The organism is Georhizobium profundi, from assembly GCF_003952725.1.
Lineage (GTDB): Bacteria > Pseudomonadota > Alphaproteobacteria > Rhizobiales > Rhizobiaceae > Georhizobium > Georhizobium profundi.
This window is the reverse complement of sequence record NZ_CP032509.1, coordinates 515,527-531,761: the sequence shown is the minus strand read 5'-3', so window position 1 is coordinate 531,761 and position 16,235 is coordinate 515,527. Positions and strand designations below refer to the sequence as shown.

At 61.5% G+C, this 16,235-nt stretch carries 19 protein-coding genes; 12 read left to right on the top strand and 7 right to left on the bottom strand.

The window, feature by feature from the left end:
• From D5400_RS02530 to hslV, 3 genes are all read right to left on the bottom strand, one after another.
• Positions 1-966: a DUF1402 family protein gene (locus tag D5400_RS02530; protein ID WP_126007360.1), complete on the bottom strand. Its 966-nt coding sequence runs from the start codon at positions 964-966 to the stop codon at positions 1-3.
• Between the two features lie 135 nt (positions 967-1,101).
• Positions 1,102-2,406 carry an ATP-dependent protease ATPase subunit HslU gene (hslU, locus tag D5400_RS02525; RefSeq protein WP_126007358.1) on the bottom strand — a complete coding sequence of 435 codons (1,305 nt, stop codon included), beginning with the start codon at positions 2,404-2,406 and terminating at the stop codon, positions 1,102-1,104.
• 56 nt (positions 2,407-2,462) lie between these two features.
• Positions 2,463-3,023, bottom strand: a complete 561-nt coding sequence (gene hslV, locus D5400_RS02520; RefSeq protein WP_126007356.1) for an ATP-dependent protease subunit HslV — start codon at positions 3,021-3,023, stop codon at positions 2,463-2,465.
• A gap of 197 nt (positions 3,024-3,220) precedes the next feature.
• Between hslV and hisB the strand changes: the two genes are divergently transcribed.
• The 7 genes from hisB (at position 3,221) to coaA (ending at position 7,971) form a co-directional block, all read left to right on the top strand.
• Entirely contained in the window at positions 3,221-3,841 is a 621-nt protein-coding gene (gene hisB / locus D5400_RS02515) for an imidazoleglycerol-phosphate dehydratase HisB (protein ID WP_126007354.1), read from the top strand.
• A 32-nt stretch (positions 3,842-3,873) separates the two neighbouring features.
• Positions 3,874-4,359, top strand: a complete 486-nt coding sequence (locus D5400_RS02510) for a DUF2628 domain-containing protein (protein ID WP_126007352.1) — start codon at positions 3,874-3,876, stop codon at positions 4,357-4,359.
• A 2-nt stretch (positions 4,360-4,361) separates the two neighbouring features.
• Positions 4,362-5,012, top strand: coding sequence for an imidazole glycerol phosphate synthase subunit HisH (gene hisH, locus D5400_RS02505; protein WP_126007350.1), 651 nt, complete (start codon positions 4,362-4,364; stop codon positions 5,010-5,012).
• Entirely contained in the window at positions 5,009-5,752 is a 744-nt protein-coding gene (gene hisA, locus D5400_RS02500) for a 1-(5-phosphoribosyl)-5-[(5-phosphoribosylamino)methylideneamino]imidazole-4-carboxamide isomerase (protein ID WP_126007348.1), read from the top strand. Before hisH ends, hisA begins: the two co-directional genes overlap by 4 nt.
• Positions 5,749-6,525 (top strand): imidazole glycerol phosphate synthase subunit HisF, encoded by a 777-nt coding sequence (gene hisF, locus D5400_RS02495; protein ID WP_126007346.1) that lies wholly within the window; start codon positions 5,749-5,751, stop codon positions 6,523-6,525. The genes hisA and hisF overlap by 4 nt, the downstream gene beginning before the upstream one ends.
• Positions 6,526-6,646: 121 nt before the next feature.
• Positions 6,647-6,982: a phosphoribosyl-ATP diphosphatase gene (locus tag D5400_RS02490; RefSeq protein ID WP_126007344.1), complete on the top strand. Its 336-nt coding sequence runs from the start codon at positions 6,647-6,649 to the stop codon at positions 6,980-6,982.
• On the top strand, positions 6,979-7,971 hold the full coding sequence (coaA, locus tag D5400_RS02485) for a type I pantothenate kinase (protein ID WP_126007342.1): 993 nt from the start codon (positions 6,979-6,981) through the stop codon (positions 7,969-7,971). The genes D5400_RS02490 and coaA overlap by 4 nt, the downstream gene beginning before the upstream one ends.
• On the opposite strand, the gene D5400_RS02480 is transcribed toward coaA, so the two are convergent.
• From D5400_RS02480 to D5400_RS02465, 4 genes are all read right to left on the bottom strand, one after another.
• Positions 7,958-9,034, bottom strand: a complete 1,077-nt coding sequence (locus D5400_RS02480) for a phosphatase PAP2 family protein (protein WP_126007341.1) — start codon at positions 9,032-9,034, stop codon at positions 7,958-7,960. The genes coaA and D5400_RS02480 overlap by 14 nt on opposite strands.
• A 44-nt stretch (positions 9,035-9,078) precedes the next feature.
• Positions 9,079-9,735 (bottom strand): alpha-ketoglutarate-dependent dioxygenase AlkB family protein, encoded by a 657-nt coding sequence (locus D5400_RS02475; protein WP_126007339.1) that lies wholly within the window; start codon positions 9,733-9,735, stop codon positions 9,079-9,081.
• The gene (arfB, locus tag D5400_RS02470; protein WP_126007337.1) at positions 9,728-10,159 is read right to left on the bottom strand and encodes an alternative ribosome rescue aminoacyl-tRNA hydrolase ArfB; all 432 of its coding nucleotides are present in this window, start codon (positions 10,157-10,159) and stop codon (positions 9,728-9,730) included. Before arfB ends, D5400_RS02475 begins: the two co-directional genes overlap by 8 nt.
• A 106-nt stretch (positions 10,160-10,265) precedes the next feature.
• Positions 10,266-11,876 carry a phosphoenolpyruvate carboxykinase gene (locus tag D5400_RS02465; RefSeq protein ID WP_126007334.1) on the bottom strand — a complete coding sequence of 537 codons (1,611 nt, stop codon included), beginning with the start codon at positions 11,874-11,876 and terminating at the stop codon, positions 10,266-10,268.
• Positions 11,877-12,257: 381 nt separating this feature from the next.
• Between D5400_RS02465 and D5400_RS02460 the strand changes: the two genes are divergently transcribed.
• The 5 genes from D5400_RS02460 to D5400_RS02440 all read left to right on the top strand — a co-directional run bounded on the left by D5400_RS02460 (position 12,258) and on the right by D5400_RS02440 (position 16,089).
• Positions 12,258-12,971 (top strand): response regulator transcription factor, encoded by a 714-nt coding sequence (locus tag D5400_RS02460; protein ID WP_205665505.1) that lies wholly within the window; start codon positions 12,258-12,260, stop codon positions 12,969-12,971.
• Positions 12,972-13,018: 47 nt separating this feature from the next.
• Positions 13,019-14,809: a sensor histidine kinase gene (locus D5400_RS02455; RefSeq protein ID WP_126007330.1), complete on the top strand. Its 1,791-nt coding sequence runs from the start codon at positions 13,019-13,021 to the stop codon at positions 14,807-14,809.
• Between the two features lie 5 nt (positions 14,810-14,814).
• Positions 14,815-15,252: an HPr kinase/phosphorylase gene (locus D5400_RS02450; protein WP_245451509.1), complete on the top strand. Its 438-nt coding sequence runs from the start codon at positions 14,815-14,817 to the stop codon at positions 15,250-15,252.
• Between the two features lie 146 nt (positions 15,253-15,398).
• On the top strand, positions 15,399-15,800 hold the full coding sequence (locus tag D5400_RS02445; RefSeq protein WP_126007326.1) for a PTS sugar transporter subunit IIA: 402 nt from the start codon (positions 15,399-15,401) through the stop codon (positions 15,798-15,800).
• Position 15,801: 1 nt separating this feature from the next.
• Complete coding sequence (locus D5400_RS02440) at positions 15,802-16,089, top strand: HPr family phosphocarrier protein (RefSeq protein WP_126007324.1); 288 nt, start codon at positions 15,802-15,804, stop codon at positions 16,087-16,089.
• Positions 16,090-16,235: the final 146 nt, after the last annotated feature.

The window sequence follows — 16,235 nt, the reverse complement described above, 5'->3', positions numbered from 1 at the left end:
TCAGCTTTCGGGGAACAACGTCCGCAGTTCTTCCAGCCGATCGTTCACCAGCCAGCCGTAATAATTCTCTTCAGGCAGATGACGACCGCCACCGCCATTGCGGCGGGCAAGAACGGCAGCGCGCAGATCGGGATCGCCGACATTGTAGAGCGTGGCGGTGATGCCTGGATTGGTCGAAATGTCGAAATTGGCGACGCGCTTATAGACCTCGATGGACGAGGCGAGGATTGCAGCCATGTAGGCGAGCGACCGGTCGGGATCCATGATCGCCTGGTAGACCCCGATGGGATCATCCGCCTGAAGTTTCGGATAGCCCGAAACCTTGTTGACGCGATCCGACATCTTCAGCGCCGTCAGCGGATTGATCTGACCGAGGCCGAAGGTCTGGCCGGCAAAGAAAGGCTGGAAGAAGACGGCCGAGAACCGATCGTTCGGGTAGCGGGCGCCTTCAACTGTGCGGCCGCGAAAGACGTTGTCCCAGACGCGTTCGCGGCAGGACCAGAGCGCGTAGGAGCCGGTCAGCTCGCCGCAATGGGCAAAAGGCTCGCGGGCGACGAAGGTGAGGACGTTTTCGCCCTTGTAGCCGAATGAGAAGCGTTCGCCGGCGTAAGCGACGGCCTTTACGTAATAAGATTGGAGCCGATCATAGGCGTCGACATTGTAGGTGTGTTCGCCAACCAGCGCACCGACAATGTGGATCGGGTCGATGCCGTAAGCACGGCCTGCCGAGCGGATTTTTGTGCGCAGACCCTCGTCAGAAGCGAGCAGATCGTAAATCCGACGGTATTTTGCTTCGAACGTCGTGTTGAGCCCGGATGTCCGGCGGCTCGATGCGCCCGGCACGGCCGGTTGTTCGGCGAAGCGGTTTCCTTCAGGCACCGGCCGTCCGGCCGCTTGCGCCGGAAGCGCAGCAACAAGAAGCCCCACCGTCAAGCAGAAGACATGTGTCCAGCCGCCGGGAATCATCGCTTTCAGCCCTCATAGAATAGGCGATGAATAGCGACGAGCGATCCTTGATGTCGAGATGGATCGCAGCCGAATAGAGCACCGCGTGAACGAAAGTATCCACGCGGTGCCGAATCGCCACAATGGCCAGCTGGGCTAGAGAACGTAGCGCGACAGATCGGTGTTCTTCGCCAGATCGCCCACATGCTTGCGAACATAGTCGGCATCGATCACATACGTTGTGCCGGACTGGTCGGGTGCCTCGAACGAGATCGTGTCGAGCACGCGTTCCATCACCGTCTGCAGCCGCCGGGCGCCGATGTTCTCGACGCTTGCATTGAGATCGACCGCGACGCCTGCCAGCGCATCGATGGCATCGTCGGTGAAGCTGAGTTCCACCTGCTCGGTGCCCATCAGCGCAACATATTGCTTGATCAGGCTGGCTTCCGTCTCGGTCAGGATACGGCGGAAATCTTCCTTCGTCAGTGCCCGCAGCTCGACGCGGATCGGCAGACGCCCCTGCAATTCCGGCAAGAGGTCCGAGGGTTTCGAGACGTGGAAGGCGCCGGACGCGATGAAGAGCACGTGGTCAGTCTTGACCGGCCCGTATTTGGTGGCGACCGTCGTGCCTTCGACCAGCGGAAGAAGGTCGCGCTGCACGCCTTCGCGGGACACGCCCGCACCCATCCCACCGTTCTTGGCGGCGATCTTGTCGATTTCATCGAGGAAGACGATGCCGTCATTCTCCACGGCCCGCACCGCTTCACGCGCGATCTGCTCGTCGTCGATCAGCTTGTCGGCCTCGTCTTCGATCAGTTGCTGGTAGGACTGCTTGACGGTTGTCTTGATCTTCTTGGTGCGCTTGCCCATCGCCTTGCCGAGCATGTCGGACAGGTTGAGCACGCCAATGTTGGCGCCCGGCATGCCAGGGATATCGAGCGGCATGCCCGACCCGGTATCGGCCACCTCGATCTCGATTTCCTTGTCGTCGAGCAGGCCTTCACGCAGCTTCTTGCGGAACGAGTCGCGCGTCGCCGGCGAAGCTGTCGAGCCGACAAGTGCGTCGAGAACCCGGTCTTCGGCGGAAAGGTGGGCTTTTGCTTTCACTTCCTGACGCTTGCGCTCGCGACCAAGGCCGATGCCGACCTCGACCAGATCGCGGATGATCTGCTCCACGTCACGGCCGACATAGCCGACTTCGGTGAATTTCGTCGCCTCGACCTTGATGAAGGGCGCGCCGGCGAGCTTCGCCAGACGGCGCGAGATCTCGGTCTTGCCGACGCCTGTCGGTCCGATCATCAGGATGTTCTTCGGCATCACCTCGTCGCGCAGGCTCTCATCGAGCTGCTGGCGGCGCCAGCGGTTGCGCAGTGCAATGGCAACGGCGCGCTTCGCATCGTTCTGTCCGATGATGAACCGGTCGAGCTCGGAAACGATCTCGCGCGGAGAAAAAACGGTCATTGAGAATATGTCCTGTGCTGTGCAATGCGTGGAGCGGGGTGAGTGGCCGAGAGATCTCAGGCCGCGTCGTCCAGAAGCTCCACCACCACATTGCCATTGGTGTAGACGCAGATATCACCGGCGATGCTCATCGCCTTGCGCGCGATCTCTTCGGCGCCAAGGTCCGTGTCCATAAGCGCCCGTGCGGCCGCGAAGGCATAGTTGCCGCCTGATCCGATCGCGATCGTGCCGTGCTCCGGCTCGAGAACGTCGCCATTGCCGGTAATCGCAAGGGTTACGGATCGGTCGGCGACGAGCATCATCGCCTCCAGCCGGCGCAGATAGCGGTCGGTGCGCCAGTCCTTGGCGAGCTCGACTGCGGCGCGCATCAGCTGGTCGGGATATTGCTCGAGCTTCGCTTCGAGGCGTTCCAGAAGGGTAAAGGCGTCGGCCGTGGCACCGGCGAATCCGGCGATGACATCGCCCTTGCCGAGCCGGCGCACCTTGCGCGCATTGCCTTTCATGATGGTCTGGCCGAGGCTGACCTGGCCGTCGCCGGCCATCACCACCTGTCCGCCCTTGCGCACGGTGATGATCGTGGTGGCATGCATCGTGCCGTAGGGATCGTGATCGCTCATGAAAATTCAGTCCTTGAACGTCGGGAGAAATGGGCTCGACCGGTCCGGAGAACATCGGCCGCGAGCCGCCAATGGAATTCGAGGTCTTATGTAAGAAGCGCTGAAGCCTTTGCAATTGGGGCCGGAACGGCGGCCTGTTCTGGATTCTTTACAAGTGGCCTGATATGCAGCGCGCATATTCCCGGCGGAGCTTGAGCATGGCATCGAAGGACAGGGGCGTGAGCGAAGGTCGCAGCGCCCGCATCGCACGCAAGACGAACGAAACCGACATTTCGGTGAGTGTCGCCATCGACGGGACCGGACGGGCCTCGATGGAGACCGGCGTCGGCTTCTTCGATCACATGCTGGACCAGCTGGCGCGACACTCCATGAGCGATATCGAAGTGCGGGCGAAAGGCGATCTGCACATCGACGATCACCACACCGTCGAGGATACCGGCATCACGCTCGGCCAGGCGTTTTCGAAAGCGCTCGGCGACCGCAAGGGCATCACGCGCTATGCCTCGCTCGATCTTGCCATGGACGAAGCGCTCACCCGCGCCGCGATCGACGTTTCCGGCCGCCCGTTTCTCGTCTGGAACGTAACCTTTCCGACCGAAAAGATCGGCAACTTCGACACCGAGCTGGTGCGAGAGTTCTTCCAGGCGTTCAGCCAGCATGCCGGCATCACGCTGCATGTCACCAATCTCGCGGGCGCCAACAGCCATCATATCGCTGAAACCTGCTTCAAGGCGGTTGCGCGCGTGTTGCGGACTGCGATGGAGATCGATCCGCGCGCGGCCGACCGCATCCCGTCCACCAAGGGCATTCTCGTCTAAGCGATCGCTGCTCGACGAAGAGAGATGACCGAATGAAAACCTTCGTGGTGATGACGCCGCCGGGCGGCGACCCGGACGGGATCGAGACGCGCTTCATTCGCGATGGCTTTGCGCCGCTCGCCTTCATCTTCCCGGTCTTCTGGTTCCTCTGGCACCGCATGTGGTTGTGGGCAGGGGTCTTTTTTCTTGTCACTGCCGTCACCAACTGGCTCATGGCAACAGGCGATACCTTCGCCACTGGCTTTGCGCTGTCGGTTGCGACATCGCTTTATGCCGGTCTCGAGGGCAACCGGCTGCGTGCATCGAAGCTGGAAGCGCGTGGCTGGACGATGGATGCCCTGGTCGACGCAACTTCGCTTGATGAGGCCGAAGAAGTTTTCTTCGCCAGGCCCGCAGCGACTGGTTCCGTGGACAAAACTGAACCGGATGTGCGTGAGAAAAGGCCCGTTGGCACGAAACCCGGCTTTCAGAGGCCAGAGGAGAGCTTCGGCATGTTTGAATGGAATGGAGTGCGCTGACCATGCAGGTCGCGATCATCGATTATGGCTCCGGCAATCTGCGTTCGGCCACGAAGGCTTTCGAGCGCGCCGCTCGTGAGGCAGGACTTGCCGCTGACATCCACCTCACGGCCGATCCGGACATCGTTCGGCACGCAGATCGCATCGTGCTGCCCGGCGTCGGTGCCTACGCCGACTGTGCGGCCGGTCTCGCTGCCGTCGACGGCATGTGCGACGCGCTGGACGAAGCTGTCATCGCAAACGGCCGACCGTTCCTCGGCATTTGCGTCGGCATGCAGCTCATGTCGACCCGCGGGCTGGAAAAGACCGTGACGCACGGCCTCGATTGGATTGCGGGCGACGTCGTCGAGATGAGCCCCAGCGATCCCGCTCTGAAGATCCCGCAGATCGGTTGGAACACCATCGATCAGCGCAGCGACCACCCGCTGCTCGCCGGCATCCCGACCGGGCGCGACGGGCTGCACGCCTATTTCGTGCACTCCTATCACCTTGCCGCCAGCCGTCCGGAAGACGTCGTCGCGACCACCGACTATGGAGGCGCGATGACTGCGATCGTCGCGCGCGACAATCGTGCCGGCACCCAGTTTCACCCCGAAAAGAGCCAGACACTCGGCCTCGCTCTCATCGCCAATTTCCTGCGTTGGGCCCCATGATCCTTTTTCCTGCCATCGACCTGAAAGAGGGTCAGTGCGTGCGTCTGAAGCTTGGCGATATGGCGCAGGCGACGGTCTACAACACCGACCCGGCCGCACAGGCCCGGGCATTCCAGGACCAGGGCTTCGAGTGGCTCCATGTGGTAGATCTCGACGGCGCTTTCGCCGGATCGAGCGTCAATGGTGCTGCTGTGGAAGCCATTCTGAAGGCCACCGACAATCCGGTGCAGCTTGGCGGCGGCATTCGCACGATCGAGCAGATCGAGGCCTGGCTCGACAAGGGACTCGCCCGCGTCATCCTCGGCACAGTTGCCGTGCGTGATCCGGCACTCGTGATTGAAGCCTGCAAGCGCTTCCCCGGCAAGATCGCCGTCGGCATTGATGCCAAGGGCGGAAAGGTTGCCGTTGAAGGGTGGGCGGAAGCCTCCGAACTCGGCGTGATCGAGCTTGCCCGCAAGTTCGAAGGCGCCGGCGTCGCGGCGATCATCTACACCGATATCGACCGGGACGGCATTCTGACCGGCATCAATTGGGACAGCACGCTGGAACTGGCCGACGCGGTCTCCATTCCGGTCATCGCATCCGGTGGGCTCGCTTCCATCGCCGATGTCGTCCGCATGACAATGCCGGACGCGGCGCGCCTTGAAGGTGCGATCACGGGACGGGCACTCTACGATGGAAGGCTCGATCCAGCCGAGGCCCTCGACGTTTTGAAGTCGGCTAAGGAATCCGGCAAATGAGCCTCAAGTCTCGCGTCATCCCCTGCCTCGACGTGAAGGACGGCCGCGTCGTCAAAGGCGTCAATTTCGTCGATCTGATCGACGCGGGCGATCCAGTGGAAGCGGCAAAGGCCTACGACGCGGCGGGTGCCGATGAGCTTTGCTTTCTCGATATCACTGCATCCTCCGACAACCGCGAGACGATCTTCGACGTCGTCGCCCGCACGGCCGAGCAATGCTTCATGCCGTTGACGGTCGGCGGCGGCGTTCGCGCTGTCGCCGATATCCGGAAATTGCTGCTCGCCGGCGCCGACAAGGTGTCGATCAACACGGCAGCGGTGAACAACCGCGCCTTCGTCAACGAAGCGGCCGACAAGTTCGGAAATCAGTGCATCGTCGTCGCGATCGATGCCAAGAAGGTCTCTGGGCCTGACGAGAAAGCGCGCTGGGAAATCTTCACCCACGGTGGGCGCAAGGAAACCGGCATCGACGCCATCGAATTCGCCATCGACATGGTCGACCGTGGCGCGGGCGAACTGCTACTGACCTCCATGGACCGGGATGGCACCAAGAGCGGCTTCGATATCGCCTTGACCCGAAGCATAGCGGACGCCGTGCGGGCACCCGTCATCGCGTCGGGCGGGGTCGGAACGCTTGACCATCTGGTCGAAGGGATCCGCGACGGACATGCAACGGCGGTGCTCGCGGCTTCGATCTTCCATTTCGGCACGTTTACCATCGATGAAGCCAAGCGCCACATGGCCGCCGCCGGCATCGCGGTGCGGCTTGACTAGAGCGTTGCCAAATGGAGTGGATACGGTTTGAAAACGCGACGAACGAAGATCCGAGAGTGATTGCGCGTTTTCAGGAAACGCGACATGACCCGAGGCGGCTTTTGGGCAGGGACAGTGACGTATGAGTGGTTTCGATCTTTCCCGGCTGGAAGCGATCGTGGCGGAACGCGCAGCAGCCTCGCCTGACGAATCCTGGACGGCCCGACTGGTGTCTAAAGGACGTGAAAAGGCCGCCCAGAAGCTTGGCGAGGAAGCGGTTGAAACGGTGATTGCGGCCGTTGGCCAGGATCGGGCGGAACTGGTCGGGGAAAGCGCGGATCTACTCTACCATCTGCTCGTCGTCCTGAAAATTGCCGATATTCCGCTCGCCGAGATCATGGCGGAACTCGAGCGCCGCACCGGAAAATCCGGCCTTCAGGAGAAGGCCGATCGCGCCGGGAGCGCCTCGCCGCGATGAAGCGCGATACGGGCTTTGGCGAGGATATCGGCCTCGATCATTTCAGACCGGGCACCTATTCGCCCTATCGCATCTTCTCCGCCGAGGAATGGTCGCGTTTCAGGGCCGACACGCCGCTGACGTTGACAGCCGACGAGATCGGCCGGCTTCGATCCCTCAACGATCCGATCGACGTCGATGAAGTCAGCCGCATCTATCTTGCTGTATCGCGGCTTCTGTCTGCGCATGTCGAGGCGACACAACTGCTGTTCAAGCAGCGAACGCACTTCCTCAACGCGCAGAACACGACCAAGACACCCTTCGTCATAGGCATTGCGGGATCGGTTGCGGTGGGCAAATCCACCACGGCCCGCGTGCTCCAAGAGCTTCTGAAACGCTGGCCGTCGAGCCCCAAGGTCGATCTGGTGACGACAGACGGCTTTCTTTACCCGAACGCGACGCTACGGCGCGACAGCATGATGGACCGCAAGGGCTTTCCAGAAAGCTACGATATCGGCCAGGTGCTGCGGTTCCTGTCGGCGATCAAGGCGGGACAACCAAACGTCCAGGCGCCGCTCTATTCGCACCTAACCTACGATGTACTGCCGGGCGAGTTCCAGACGGTCGACCGCCCGGACATCCTGATCTTCGAGGGCATCAACGTGCTGCAGGTGCGCGCCTTGCCGGAAGACGGGAAGATCGTGCCCTTCGTCTCCGATTTCTTCGATTTCTCGATCTATATCGATGCGCCTGAAGAGCTGATCCACAAATGGTATGTGGAACGCTTCATGCGCCTGCGGGAAACGGCGTTCAAAAACCCCGAGTCATTCTTCAACCGTTATGTCACGATTTCCGAAGACGCCGCACGCGCCGTGGCGGAAGGCCTTTGGCAAAACATCAATCTGAAGAACCTGCGCGAAAACATCCTGCCCACCCGCCCCCGCGCGGACCTGATCCTCAAGAAGGGCGAGAACCACCTGATCGAACAGGTGGCGCTCAGGAAGCTTTGATCCGGGAGGAGCGCCCCTCGATCCCCTTGAGGGCGAGATGGAGCGCGACAACGACGAGGATCGAGACATACCCGTCGATGGCGTAGTGCCATCCGAGATAGACCGAACTTGCCAGAACCAGCCCAAGATAGGCGAAGGCAATGGCGCCAAGTCTGCGGCTGTAGTCGAAGAGAAAGACCGCGTTCAGCGCAGCAAGCCCGACATGCATGCTGGGAAAGGCGGAAATGCCCGTTCCGAACGCCATATCTCCGCGCGTATAGGTCGACCAGAGATAGTCCTGGAAACGTGCGGCTGAATGAGCGGACCCTTCGCCTTGGGCAATGAAGGCCAAGAGGCCGGCGAAGCGCTCCATATCGCCGGTCACGTGGTGGTAGAAAGCAGGCCCTGCCGAAATCCACGCGAGCGCCAGCAGATTGCCGATCACGATCCAGCTGAGGGTGAAACAGACAAAATAGCGTGTGCGAATGGCCGAAGCGCGCGGCGAAACCGCGATCCAGAACAACGGCAGAAAGCACACCAGAAACCAGACGACGTTGTAGTTGAATTCGATCGCCTGGCGAATCCAGTCGCTCGCGAGCCATCCCTGCATCAACGTCCACGGCTCATGCCCGAAATGCAGCCAGGCATCCCAATCGGCTTGCGCGCGATCATAGAGGAAGCCGCCACGAAGCGTCGGCATCATCGTCTTGAACGTCGTGAAGCTGCCCATGAAGAGCATGAGTGCCATCAACAGCACGAGGCCGGACGTGAATGTCGCGATACGATTTGCAGACGTCGCCTGCTGCAGCAGAAGCCGCCTCTCGTGCCAGTCGTTCGTGCGGTGGACGATCATGAACAGGATGCCGGCGATCATCAGGATCGGGCACATCACGAGGTAGAGCGTGGTCCACTGTTGGAAATAAAGCGGGTGCGCGAGCCCGTCGTATCCGATCCAGTCCCGAACGGCGAGAACCGCCGCCCCATGCAGTGCGATGATCAGCAGGATCGGGGCGTTCTCGCCGATCAGAAACCGTGCCGGCATTCGCAAAGGCGTCTTGGTCGCTAGGCTCTCGATCGTGGACATGGAAGGCTCGCGCTGGGTCTGCCCGCGAGATTACAGCCCAAGCGTTAACTCCCGGTTCCGGAAGCCTCTGCTGCCGTCACCCGCCGCAGCGTCAGATTGATCCGCCCGCCGTTCTTCAGGAGCGTCGAGGTGCCGGCGTAGATGCGGTCGACGCCGTGATAGGCGAGGCGGGCGCGTCCGCCGAGCACGACGATGTCACCGCTGTTCAGCTTGAGAGACGCCGTAGGGCCGCCGCGTACTGGTCCACCGATCCGGAAGCGGCAATCGTCGCCGAGAGAGATGGAAAGGACTGGTGCTTCGAGATTCTGCTCGTCCTTGTCCTGGTGCAATCCCATCCGCGCATCCGCGTCGTAGAAATTGACGAGACAGGCTTCCGGCGGAAAATCGGCGCCTGAGAGATCACGCCACAGATCCAGAAGCACCTCAGGGATCGCCGGCCACGGCTTGCCAGTCGCAGGATGGTTGGGTTGATAGCGATAGCCACCGGCCTGGTCCGTCATCCAGCCAAGGTCGCCGCAGTTCGTCATCCGCACGCTCAGCGCCTTGCCGGTGCGTGGCATGCGCGGCACGTAGAGCGGTGCCTGTGCCACGACGCGTCGAATGTCTTCCAGAAGCGCCCGCTGATCGTCCAATGTCAGATAGGCAGGGAGGTAGCGGAAGCCTTCCGGAATGCGATCCCGTTCCGACGATGCCTCAATCATCCACTTTGCCGCGCATCTTCTTGATCGAGCCGCGCTCCGACTTCGCTTTCAGGCGGCGCTCGATGGCGCCGCGCCCAGGTCGCGTCTTCTTGCGCGGTGGTGGGGGCGGTTCGGCTGCCTTGGCAATGAGCTCCCGCAACCTGTCCCGGGCATCTTCCCTGTTCCGCTCCTGGGTCCGGAAGCGGTTTGCTTCCAGCACGATATCGCCATCCTTGGTCGCGCGGCGCCCGGCGAGCTTCAGCGCGTTTTCCTTCACCCGGTCCGTGAGCGAGGGCGAGTTTGCGGCATTAAACCGTAACTGAACCGCGGTGGCGACCTTGTTGACGTTCTGTCCGCCAGGGCCGGCGGAGGTGATGAACTGCTCCGTCAGCTCCCACCCTTTGATGGTGATCGAACGTGTGATGATGAGGTCGTCGCTGGCCATGTCCTCATGTGCGCTGCGGCCAAGAAAAAGAAAAGATGGCGACCGCAAAAACAAAGGCCCGCGACCATTCCGGGTCGCGGGCCTTCCGTAGCAAGAGAAGCGTGGCTTATTCGGCCGCCATGGGAAGCCGGGGTGCCGCCCCCAGCACGTCGCCGCCCACATGTTCTTCGAACTTCTCGAAATTGGCGATGAACATGGAAACGAGCTTCTCGGCCTGCCGGTTATAGGCGTCGCCATCGGCCCAGGTGCGGCGCGGATCGAGGATCGTTGCATCGACGCCGGGGACGGCGAGCGGCACTTCGAAGCCGAAATTCGGATCGGTCCGGAAGCTTGCCTCGTTGAGCGATCCGTCGAGCGCGGCAGCGAGAAGTGCACGGGTCGCGCGGATCGGCATGCGCGAGCCCGTTCCATAGGCACCGCCGGTCCAGCCGGTGTTCACGAGCCAGCAGGACACGCCGTGGCGCGAGATCAGTTCGCGCAGCAGGTTGCCGTATTCAGAAGGGTGGCGCGGCATGAAGGGCGCGCCGAAGCAGGTCGAGAACGTGGCTTCCGGTTCGGTCACGCCCTTCTCGGTGCCGGCAACCTTTGCGGTGTAGCCCGAGAGGAAGTGATACATCGCCTGCGCCGGCGTCAGCCGAGCGATGGGAGGCAGCACGCCGAAGGCGTCCGCCGTCAGCATGATGATGTTCTTCGGATGCGCCGCAGTGCCCGTCGAGCTTGCATTCGCAATGAAGTGCAGCGGATAGGCGCAGCGGGTGTTCTCCGTCAGCGATCCGTCATCGAACTGAGGACGACGCTGCTCGTCGAGCACGACGTTTTCCAACACCGTGCCGAAACGCTCCGTCGTTGCATAAATCTCCGGCTCGGCTTCGCGTGAGAGACGAATCGTCTTGGCGTAGCAGCCGCCTTCGAAATTGAAGATGCCGTTTTCGCCCCAGCCATGTTCGTCGTCACCAACGAGAACGCGGGCCGGATCGGCAGAGAGCGTCGTCTTCCCGGTGCCGGAAAGGCCGAAGAAGATCGCTGCGTCGCCGGCCGGGCCGGTGTTCGCAGAGCAATGCATCGGCATGACGCCCTTGGCGGGCAGGAGGTGGTTGAGAACGGTGAAGACGGACTTCTTCATCTCGCCCGCATAGGACGTTCCGCCAATGAGCACGATGCCGCGCGTCAGGTCCGCGGCAATCACTGTGCTAGATCGCGAGCCGTGCCGCTCGGGATCGGCCTGGAAGCTCGGCAGGTCGATGATCGTCAGCTTCGGCTGGAAATCATCCAGCGTCTCAGGGGCCGGGCGGATCAGCAGATTGCGGATGAAGAGCGAATGCCAGGCATATTCCGTGACGACGCGCGTCGGCAGCTGGTTTTCCGCATCGGCGCCACCGACGAGGTCTTGGACGAAGAGATCCATATCCTTGGCATGCGCGAGGAAATCAGCATGTAGCGCATCGAAATGATCGCGCGACATGGCCTTGTTGTTGTCCCACCAGATGACGCCATCGGTGTGCTCGTCACGGACGATGAACTTGTCCTTGGCCGAGCGGCCCGTGTGCTGGCCGGTCAAAGCTCTGAGCGCACCGTGAACCGTCAGCTCGGCTTCGCCGCGCGCGATCGAGTGCTCGTAGAGAGCCGCTTCTGGCAGATTGTAATGCACGCTGGCGACATCGGAAAATCCGATCGTCGCAATGTCGGTGGCCTGATTGCGCCGTCCGATCTGCTTCATATGTCACCTGCTCCTGGCTTGCGGGGCGGATTGAATGGAGCCGGACCATAGTGTCAGCACTGAGACAACGCAACACGAAGAAACAGTAATTTCGCAATAATATCAGAGTATTAATCGATTTAAAATTGTCACCCACAGTTTAAATCGTTTGTATCGCTCGTTGTTCATCCCCACGATCTGCAGTGCGGCACTGCCCGCATGAAAAGCCGCGGGTGACATGCGAGTGCGGGCGTGCCACACTTTGTTCTTACTTCATACCCATGTAGCGCAGACGGTTGGTTTGCGCGTGTGTGGCGCGCGGCGAGCCGCGGGGCGGGTGGGGCTTCGAGCAACCTGAAATCAGCCTAAGGGACGCGCCGGATGTCAACGGAGACTTTGCCAATGCAGACCATCGCGCTTGTCGATGATGACCGGAATATCTTGACCTCCGTATCGATCGCGCTCGAATCGGAAGGATACCGCGTCGAGACCTATACCGACGGGGCATCCGCGCTGGATGGACTATTGGCCCGGCCACCGCAGCTTGCGATCTTCGATATCAAGATGCCGCGCATGGATGGCATGGAGCTGCTGCGCCGCCTGCGCCAGAAGTCCGACATCCCCGTCATCTTTCTCACTTCCAAGGATGAGGAAATCGACGAGCTCTTCGGCTTGAAGATGGGCGCCGACGATTTCATCACCAAGCCCTTCTCCCAGAGGCTTCTGGTCGAGCGCGTCCGCGCAGTTTTGCGCCGCGCAAGCAGCCGCGAGCTCGCCGCCGCCGCAAAGCCCGGACAAGTCACGTCGAAGACGCTGGAGCGCGGCTCGCTAATCATGGATCAGGAACGGCATACCTGCACGTGGAAGAACGAGCCCGTAACGCTGACCGTCACGGAGTTTCTGATCCTCCAGTCGCTCGCCCAGCGCCCCGGCGTTGTGAAAAGTCGCGACGCATTGATGGATGCCGCCTATGATGAGCAGGTCTATGTGGATGATCGCACCATCGACAGCCACATCAAGCGCTTGCGCAAGAAGTTCAAAATGGTCGATGACGGTTTCGACATGATCGAAACGCTTTACGGCGTCGGCTACCGCTTCCGCGAAACGCCTGCCTGACATCGTTGAGATCTGGGGGGCGAGGATGAAAGGCACGACGACCGGCCATGGTCGCTGAAACGCAGCAAGGCGGCACCAGACCGTCCGGGGCGACCGCCAGGCCGCGCCGCGCTGCCCCGCGACCATTCAGCCTGCCCTTCACGCTGATCCGGCGCGTTTTTGGCAATATCGTCTTTTCGAGCCTCACCAGGCGCATCCTCTTTCTGAACCTCGCCGGTCTGCTCGTCCTCGTCTTCGGCATTCTTTATCTCAACCAGTTCCGCGAAGGCCTGATCGACGCGCGTGTCGAAAGTCTTCTAACACAGGGTGAGATCATCGCCGGCGCGATTGCCGGTTCGGCAACGGTCGAGACCAATTCGATCACCATCGATCCGGAGAAGCTGCTCGAATTGCAGGCCGGCGAAAGCATTGCGCCCAATTCGCTGGATGAGAACCTCGATTTTCCCATCAATCCAGAACGCGTGGCACCGGTGCTTCGACGGCTGATTTCGCCGACGCGCACCCGTGCGCGCATCTATGACGGCGAAGCCAACCTCATCCTGGATTCCCGCTTCCTCTATTCGAGCGGTCAGGTGCTGCGCTACGACCTGCCACCGGTTTCGCCCGATGATGGAGGCTTTTTCGGCCGCATCGGCAATGGCGTGAACCGTCTCCTCCAGCAGCGCAATCTGCCGACCTATCGCGAAGAGCCGGGCGGTGACGGATCTATCTATCCCGAAGTCGTCAATGCGTTGACCGGTGGGCGCGGCGCCGTGGTGCGCGTCACCGACCAGGGCGAGTTGATCGTGTCCGTCGCCGTGCCGGTGCAGCGCTTCCGTGCGGTCCTTGGCGTGCTGCTTCTGTCCACGCAGGCCGGCGATATCGACAAGATCGTGCATGCCGAGCGGCTGGCGATCGTGCGCATTTTCGCGGTGGCGGCCACCGTATCCATTGTCCTTTCCCTGCTGCTCGCCAGCACCATCGGCAATCCGCTCCGCCGTCTTTCCGCTGCAGCTGTGCGCGTCAAGCGTGGTGCCCGGGCACGCGAGGAGATCCCGGATTTTTCCGATCGGCAGGACGAGATCGGCAACCTGTCGGTCGCGCTCCGCGACATGACGAATGCCCTTTACGACCGTATGGACGCCATCGAGCGCTTCGCCGCCGATGTCAGCCACGAGCTCAAAAACCCGCTGACCTCGTTGCGCAGCGCGGTTGAAACATTGCCGCTCGCCCGCACGGACGAGAACAAGAAACGTCTCCTGGAAATCATCCAGCACGACGTGCGCCGGTTGGATCGCCTGATCAGCGACATTTCGGATGCTTCGCGGCTGGATGCCGAACTTACGCGCCAGGACGCATCACGGGTGGATTTGGTGAAGCTGTTGACCGAACTGGTCGAGCTCGCCCGCCATGCCCATGCCAATGCCAAGCAGGTCAGCATCGATCTTGCGGTCAAACTCGATCAGGCCCAGCGCAATGCGGCGATCGTTCACGGTCACGATCTGCGGCTCGGTCAGGTGGTCACGAACCTCATCGAGAATGCCCGGTCGTTCGTGCCCGATCAGGATGGCAGGATCTTGGTGACCATCGACCGCAAGGGCGACTGGTATCGGGTGACCGTGGAAGACAACGGGCCCGGCATCCAGGCCGAAGATATCGACCGGATCTTCGAGCGCTTCTATACGGACCGCCCGGCAGGCGAGGATTTCGGCCAGAATTCCGGCCTGGGATTGTCGATCAGCCGCCAGATCGTCGAAGTCCATGGCGGATCGCTGACGGCCGAGAACATGCGTGACACCGAGGACGGTCCGATCAAGGGCGCCCGCTTCCTGATCCGACTGCCTGCCGAACCGCGTTGAGCGCAGTGGACGCCGCCGTCAACATTCATGCAACGGCTGTCGTCGTGGGAGAAGTCGGCCTGCTCATCACCGGCCCTTCAGGCTCCGGCAAGAGCGCATTGGCGCTGGCAATCATCCATGCCTGTTCCTCAAACGGCACATTCGCGAGGCTGGTCGCCGATGATCGGCTCTGGATCACCGTGAAGGCCGGCCGCGTGATCGCGAGCGCGCCCGCACCGATCGCCGGACTGATCGAGATACGCGGAACGGGCGTCGTTCCGCTTCCGCATATTCAAAGTGCCGTCCTGCACCATGTGCTGGCGCCGCTGGGCCCCGAGCGGGTGCCGGAAGAGGCCCGAATGACGTTCCAGGACGGCGTCTCGCTCCCGATCCATCCTCTCAGATACGGCGAGCCGGCCGTTGCGATTGCAACCCTTGCGACATCTTTGGGCCTATTTGGGTAGTAGCCGGTAACGATTCAGCCATTCGACGGCTTTATGTGACTTTTTTGCGCTTGCACTCACGCCGTCGCTCGACAAGATTTGCGCCGACGCTCCGGGGCATGTGATGCGTGCCGCGATAATGAAAGAATGACGGGAGCCCTCATTTGATGATCGGTTTGGTGCTTGTCACCCACGGCAAGCTTGCGGAAGAGTTCAAGCATGCGCTCGAGCATGTTGTCGGCCCGCAAGCGTCGGTGGAGACCGTCTGTATCGGTCCTGACGACGATATGGATCAGCGCCGCCTCGATATCGTCGACGCCGTCGGCCGAGCAGACAATGGGTCGGGCGTCATCATTTTGACCGACATGTTCGGTGGAACGCCTTCCAATCTCTCGATTTCGGTCATGGATGGCGGACGGATCGAAGTCATCGCCGGGGTCAACCTGCCGATGCTGATCAAGCTTGCCGGCGTTCGGGTCGATGGCAACATGGAAAGGGCGCTCGAAGAGGCGCAGGATGCGGGCCGGAAATACATCAATGTCGCGAGCCGTATCCTCAGTGGCAAATGATATGAGCACCATCGACCAGCCGTTGAAGCGAACGCTGTCGATCGTGAACAAGCGCGGCCTGCATGCGCGCGCCTCCGCAAAATTCGTCCAGACCGTCGAGCGTTTCGACGCCGAGATCGTCGTCAGCAAGGACGGCGTCAGCGTCGGCGGAACCTCGATCATGGGCCTGATGATGCTGGCGGCCAGCCCCGGCTGTGAAATCGCGGTCGAAGCCAGCGGCCCCGAAGCCGCACAGGCTCTGGAAGCTCTGGCGGATCTCGTCGCCGACCGCTTTGGCGAAGAGTGCTGATCCCTTTTCAGCGCATAACGACATAAAGAAATCTTTATATGTGAGTTGATGGGGGCGCCGATCCCTGATATGGGGCGCCCATGACGCTATTTTGCCGTCACTGGGCTTGCACGCATGCGAGCCTTCGACGCGCTTTCGGAGATGAC

Excerpts from the sequence above, each read along its gene's own strand:
- D5400_RS02530 (WP_126007360.1), bottom strand. The coding sequence starts at position 966 with ATGATTCCCGGCGGCTGGACACATGTCTTCTGCTTGACGGTGGGGCTT.
- hslU (WP_126007358.1), bottom strand. The coding sequence starts at position 2,406 with ATGACCGTTTTTTCTCCGCGCGAGATCGTTTCCGAGCTCGACCGGTTC.
- hslV (WP_126007356.1), bottom strand. The coding sequence starts at position 3,023 with ATGAGCGATCACGATCCCTACGGCACGATGCATGCCACCACGATCATC.
- hisB (WP_126007354.1), top strand. The coding sequence starts at position 3,221 with ATGGCATCGAAGGACAGGGGCGTGAGCGAAGGTCGCAGCGCCCGCATC.
- D5400_RS02510 (WP_126007352.1), top strand. The coding sequence starts at position 3,874 with ATGAAAACCTTCGTGGTGATGACGCCGCCGGGCGGCGACCCGGACGGG.
- hisH (WP_126007350.1), top strand. The coding sequence starts at position 4,362 with ATGCAGGTCGCGATCATCGATTATGGCTCCGGCAATCTGCGTTCGGCC.
- hisA (WP_126007348.1), top strand. The coding sequence starts at position 5,009 with ATGATCCTTTTTCCTGCCATCGACCTGAAAGAGGGTCAGTGCGTGCGT.
- hisF (WP_126007346.1), top strand. The coding sequence starts at position 5,749 with ATGAGCCTCAAGTCTCGCGTCATCCCCTGCCTCGACGTGAAGGACGGC.
- D5400_RS02490 (WP_126007344.1), top strand. The coding sequence starts at position 6,647 with ATGAGTGGTTTCGATCTTTCCCGGCTGGAAGCGATCGTGGCGGAACGC.
- coaA (WP_126007342.1), top strand. The coding sequence starts at position 6,979 with ATGAAGCGCGATACGGGCTTTGGCGAGGATATCGGCCTCGATCATTTC.
- D5400_RS02480 (WP_126007341.1), bottom strand. The coding sequence starts at position 9,034 with ATGTCCACGATCGAGAGCCTAGCGACCAAGACGCCTTTGCGAATGCCG.
- D5400_RS02475 (WP_126007339.1), bottom strand. The coding sequence starts at position 9,735 with ATGATTGAGGCATCGTCGGAACGGGATCGCATTCCGGAAGGCTTCCGC.
- arfB (WP_126007337.1), bottom strand. The coding sequence starts at position 10,159 with ATGGCCAGCGACGACCTCATCATCACACGTTCGATCACCATCAAAGGG.
- D5400_RS02465 (WP_126007334.1), bottom strand. The coding sequence starts at position 11,876 with ATGAAGCAGATCGGACGGCGCAATCAGGCCACCGACATTGCGACGATC.
- D5400_RS02460 (WP_205665505.1), top strand. The coding sequence starts at position 12,258 with ATGCAGACCATCGCGCTTGTCGATGATGACCGGAATATCTTGACCTCC.
- D5400_RS02455 (WP_126007330.1), top strand. The coding sequence starts at position 13,019 with ATGGTCGCTGAAACGCAGCAAGGCGGCACCAGACCGTCCGGGGCGACC.
- D5400_RS02445 (WP_126007326.1), top strand. The coding sequence starts at position 15,399 with ATGATCGGTTTGGTGCTTGTCACCCACGGCAAGCTTGCGGAAGAGTTC.
- D5400_RS02440 (WP_126007324.1), top strand. The coding sequence starts at position 15,802 with ATGAGCACCATCGACCAGCCGTTGAAGCGAACGCTGTCGATCGTGAAC.